The organism is Candidatus Magnetobacterium casense, from assembly GCF_019173545.1.
In the GTDB taxonomy this organism is placed as follows: Bacteria; Nitrospirota; Thermodesulfovibrionia; order Thermodesulfovibrionales; family Magnetobacteriaceae; genus Magnetobacterium; species Magnetobacterium cryptolimnobacter.
Genome location: NZ_JABXWD010000325.1, coordinates 1 through 3824 on the forward strand (window position 1 = coordinate 1; position 3824 = coordinate 3824).

Annotated in this window: 6 protein-coding genes and 1 CRISPR repeat array; all 6 genes read left to right on the forward strand. The window is 52.7% G+C overall.

Annotated features, from left to right (window positions below):
- The first annotated feature begins 105 nt into the window (after window positions 1-105).
- The 6 genes from HWQ67_RS14105 to HWQ67_RS14130 all read left to right on the forward strand — a co-directional run bounded on the left by HWQ67_RS14105 (window position 106) and on the right by HWQ67_RS14130 (window position 3364).
- The gene (locus HWQ67_RS14105; protein ID WP_218253329.1) at window positions 106-333 is read left to right on the forward strand and encodes an Rdx family protein; all 228 of its coding nucleotides are present in this window, start codon (window positions 106-108) and stop codon (window positions 331-333) included.
- 109 nt (window positions 334-442) lie between these two features.
- Complete coding sequence (locus HWQ67_RS14110; protein WP_218253330.1) at window positions 443-709, forward strand: hypothetical protein; 267 nt, start codon at window positions 443-445, stop codon at window positions 707-709.
- Window positions 678-974 (forward strand): hypothetical protein, encoded by a 297-nt coding sequence (locus HWQ67_RS14115; protein WP_218253331.1) that lies wholly within the window; start codon window positions 678-680, stop codon window positions 972-974. Before HWQ67_RS14110 ends, HWQ67_RS14115 begins: the two co-directional genes overlap by 32 nt.
- Window positions 967-1449 (forward strand): hypothetical protein, encoded by a 483-nt coding sequence (locus tag HWQ67_RS14120; RefSeq protein ID WP_218253332.1) that lies wholly within the window; start codon window positions 967-969, stop codon window positions 1447-1449. Before HWQ67_RS14115 ends, HWQ67_RS14120 begins: the two co-directional genes overlap by 8 nt.
- Before the next feature lie 149 nt (window positions 1450-1598).
- A complete protein-coding gene (locus tag HWQ67_RS14125) occupies window positions 1599-2294 on the forward strand; it encodes a hypothetical protein (protein WP_218253333.1) in 696 nt (231 codons plus the stop codon).
- A gap of 110 nt (window positions 2295-2404) precedes the next feature.
- Window positions 2405-3364, forward strand: coding sequence for a hypothetical protein (locus tag HWQ67_RS14130; RefSeq protein WP_218253334.1), 960 nt, complete (start codon window positions 2405-2407; stop codon window positions 3362-3364).
- 116 nt (window positions 3365-3480) lie between these two features.
- Window positions 3481-3750: a CRISPR direct-repeat array (repeat unit 29 nt; unit sequence TGTCGTACCCATGTGCGTAGGGGAGGTTG).
- Window positions 3751-3824 lie beyond the last annotated feature (74 nt).

Here is a 3824-nt window from a genome sequence, read left to right on the forward strand (position 1 = left end):
CCACCGGTTGCATCCATGCGTGTAGGGGAGGTTGCTGATATCCGCTGGCGAGATCGTGGATGGCGATGGTTGCGTCCGTGCGTGTAGGGGAGGTTTGGTTGTGCTATGACTATCGAGATCCTGTATTGCGACATGTGTGGCGGCGTCGACGACGCTAAGCGCGTTGCTGCCGAGATTCATAAATATCTTGGCGTCGAGTCTACGCTTACGGACGTCGGCCGCGGTCGTTTTGAGGTTAAGGCCAACGGCGCCATGGTATTTTCCAAAACGGTCGAGGGTCGTTTTCCACGTAAACGAGAGATCGTGAGCCGCCTTAAAAAACAGTTTCGGTAGCGGGGGGATTTGCGTGGCCGAGTCATTTCCGAAAGCCTTGTATTGGCAGAACATGCGACGTCTGTCCAAGCTGAGCCGGCAGCACCGTCGGCGTAATGCGAAGAAGTGGATGCCGGTGATTCGTGAAGTCTGTCGCAGGATGGGAGTTACAATTCGAAAGGTGGACCACGGCTTCCAGTTTATTCGGGATGAGTACATCATAAACTGGAGTCCGTCCACCAATCGTGTCAGCATTCAGTATCGCATGTCCGGTCACGACCGGTCGATACCGTTTAATAAGGATGGCAAGCCTGGCAAACCGCGTATTTTGATTGCCTTAGAGGAGCTGGTGGAGATTGTACGCAATGAAGATCGACCGCGAGATAAGACGTCGTAGCGCCAGGGCTGCTGAATTCAGGCTGCTGGTGGCGGGTGTTGACAGGGCTTTGGAGATGCTCAACTACATCGAGGAGATTGGAGATCGGACCCATCAGGCAGTCCCAGCGGCCGTGAAAACTGCTCGCTGGCAGAGAGGTCAGGTGGTACGATGGATTCTGGAGTTTGATACTCGTAAGCGTGAGTGTGCCCGCATGCAGCGTAGGCTGATTGTGGGATTGGAGCGTTTCAAAAACTTTCTTTGTGGAGGTGATTGTCATGCGTAGAGCCGATTTTCTGGCGTTCATTTTTGCTGGCCTGGGAGCGTTGTTTTGGCTGGGTTGCGACGGTACGAAGATTGCCGAGACACCGGAACAGCGTAAGGAGGTAGCCACGCAGGCAGGCATGGCAGCTGCCTTGCTTTATCTGGCGATCGATAAGCCGGAGGCTGACAAGGCCGAGGCCATTGCCGCCGTCGTAGGTCAGATAAAGGACGCGCTGACCGAATATAAGACAGGTGGCTTTATCACCTCGCTTGACGGCATCAAGGCCGGCATCGACAAGCTCTTCCCTGGTGAGGGCGATGCAATCAAGCGTCTGGCCGCGGGTAAACTGGCCAAGGTCTTGCTTGAGGAACTCGATAACCTTTTTAAGAAGCATCCTGACTGGAAGGAGAAGGGTGCGGAGGTAGCCAGTCTCGTTGCTGCCTTCTGCGCTGGCGCTCAGGAAGGGTTTGAGGGCTATAAGACCCGAACTCTGTAGGGCCAGATTTAAGGTATGACGGGGAGACGGTTGGTGACTAGGCGCCGGGTAACGGGGGCGTGCCTAAGCGACCTCCGCCGTCTCCCCAAATTGAAAGTGTGATGAGGGTCCGTTACCTTGGGCCGCGCTCATGCGCATAGGAGGGGGTTGTGCATATTATTTTCACCAGAGTTGGCCTGGAAGAAATAGGCCCCATCAAAAGAAGTTCAGTTGAGCGTACGAAGAAATATTGCCAACTTTGGTTGAAGTGCTCATCTGCGTTTTATACGGCGCAAACCAAGGCTGCGCCTTTTATGGTGGCCATTCAGTATAGTCCTCGCTATGAGGGTGTTGTACGCAGTTTCACCTGGCCCGAATGGGTTAAGTTAACGACTCATGAACGCATGTTTGAGTTTGTAAATCAAGAGAAGCTGGCAGGGCAGCGCGTTCTCATGAGTCGACTTGATGCTGATGATTCATACTCGGTTAATTTCTTCGAGGCGCTGGAAACGGAGCCTGCTGGACTGTTGCTTCATAAGCGATTCAAACAGTTTAACATGGCGACGGGTGAATTGACGGCGGAGATGCGTCGCAACGCTCCTCATTTTGCTACGCTGATATTTGACCAACTTCCCTCAACATTGGTCTGGGAGGACACTGCTGGCATTGACAACAATCACAAACATTTGGCAAAATTTCCACATCGTGAGTTGGGTGGCTGCTTTTGTCTGGAGCGTGTGACTGGTTTCAACGTAGGAAATTTTTGGAAGCATATTGATTTGGTTAGACGAGGTAAGATCACGGCGGCGACGAATCCGGTTAAGTCTTCCTTGGAGTTGGATCCGAGTTTTGTAGGTTATAGGTGAGCCATAGGCAGCTGCGTATGTTTTACACTTGTATATAACTCCGTTTGATGATAACGTCCGGAATTTCGTAGTGGAGGCTGTTACGTGTTGAATCCACGGTGGAGGTGGTTATGCGTGCGCTTGTGGCTTACTCGTTAAAACAAACTGGTCGTGATCCTGTGTTGTTGACCTTGGCCGAGGAGTTGCGCAAGATTGCAAACGGCAGAGCAGGTTTGCCTATCGAATCAGGCGAGGCTGGTTGGGAAGTTGAGATCTATTGCGTCGAGTCTGATGATATTCCGCCTGTAGATTACGACATGATCGTGCTTGTGGACGCGATTGAATGGTATTTCAGTCACAGGTTTACGTTGCCTGGCAGGCCTTGGGTTTGTTTGCTTAGTCTGCACTTGGAGTCAGTCATTCCGATTTTGCGTGGGGTGTCGTCCGCATTCGATGCCGGCATCAATGCAATTTTCACCAATTCGCCGGCATTCGTTTCGCATATGAGCGCGGCGATTCCGACCTCATTTATTTGGCAGCCTGTTGACCGACGATTCCTCAGTTTGCCTGGGGGAAGTCGCCCCGTTAAATTCGGGACCGTGATTCCCAACGTGATCGACCGCGACTTCTCTCAGGTGTTAATGACGCATGCCTTTTTGAAGTCCAAGGGTTATACAGGGGTGGACGTTTACTTGCCCGAGTCTGAAACCATGCGTCTGCCTGACGAGGCTGGCAATCAGGTAAAGGTGTCTGACGCTAACTTGTTCGATGCTTTTTCTCAGGTTGAATATTACATTCCGGCGCCGCGTATAACTGATCTGCGTGGTGGCATAATTCCGACTGAGTTGATGCAGGCTTTTGCCTCTGGCTGCATCCCGTTGGTCTTTTTCCATCCTCTGCTGAATCCGCTAAAAGATATGGTTTCGCCGTTGTTCACTTCGCTTGAATCCTATAAGGCCTCGGTAGGCCACATTGCGCGAGGCGGCAGCGTCGGTACCGTATCAGTTCAAAACGATATGTTGCCATCTCCACGGCAAGTTGCCGATAGAATCTGGGTTGCATACAAGCGACATGGGAGAATTGGTCAATGACGGGTGTTAAGGTCACAACCTGGCCTAACGCGCGAGCCAAGTGCCGCGTAACGAGGACGTATGTCCTCCCCCTACAAAATGCAGTACCCGTCACACTTTCACCAACTACCGGTTGGAGTCGTACCCATGTGCGTAGGGGAGGTTGGTAGGCAAGCCCTCGTTTTTTCGTGAGGGCGGCGTCGTACCCATGCGCGTAGGGGAGGTTGGAGTACGCATTGGCGATTTTTCAGGACGAGCTTGTCGTACCCATGTGCGTAGGGGAGGTTGGGCGCGTTTGTTTTCCAGCGGGATCAGGGTGTCGTACCCATGTGCGTAGGGGAGGTTGTATTGCTGGCCATCGTTGGCTTTGACGCTGAGTGTCGTACCCATGTGCGTAGGGGAGGTTGGTTGCGTTGACTTGCGTGTGGCGTCGCGTAGGAGGGTTGGTGACGTGCCATTGTCTAAAGGGTTGAGGTTGCCA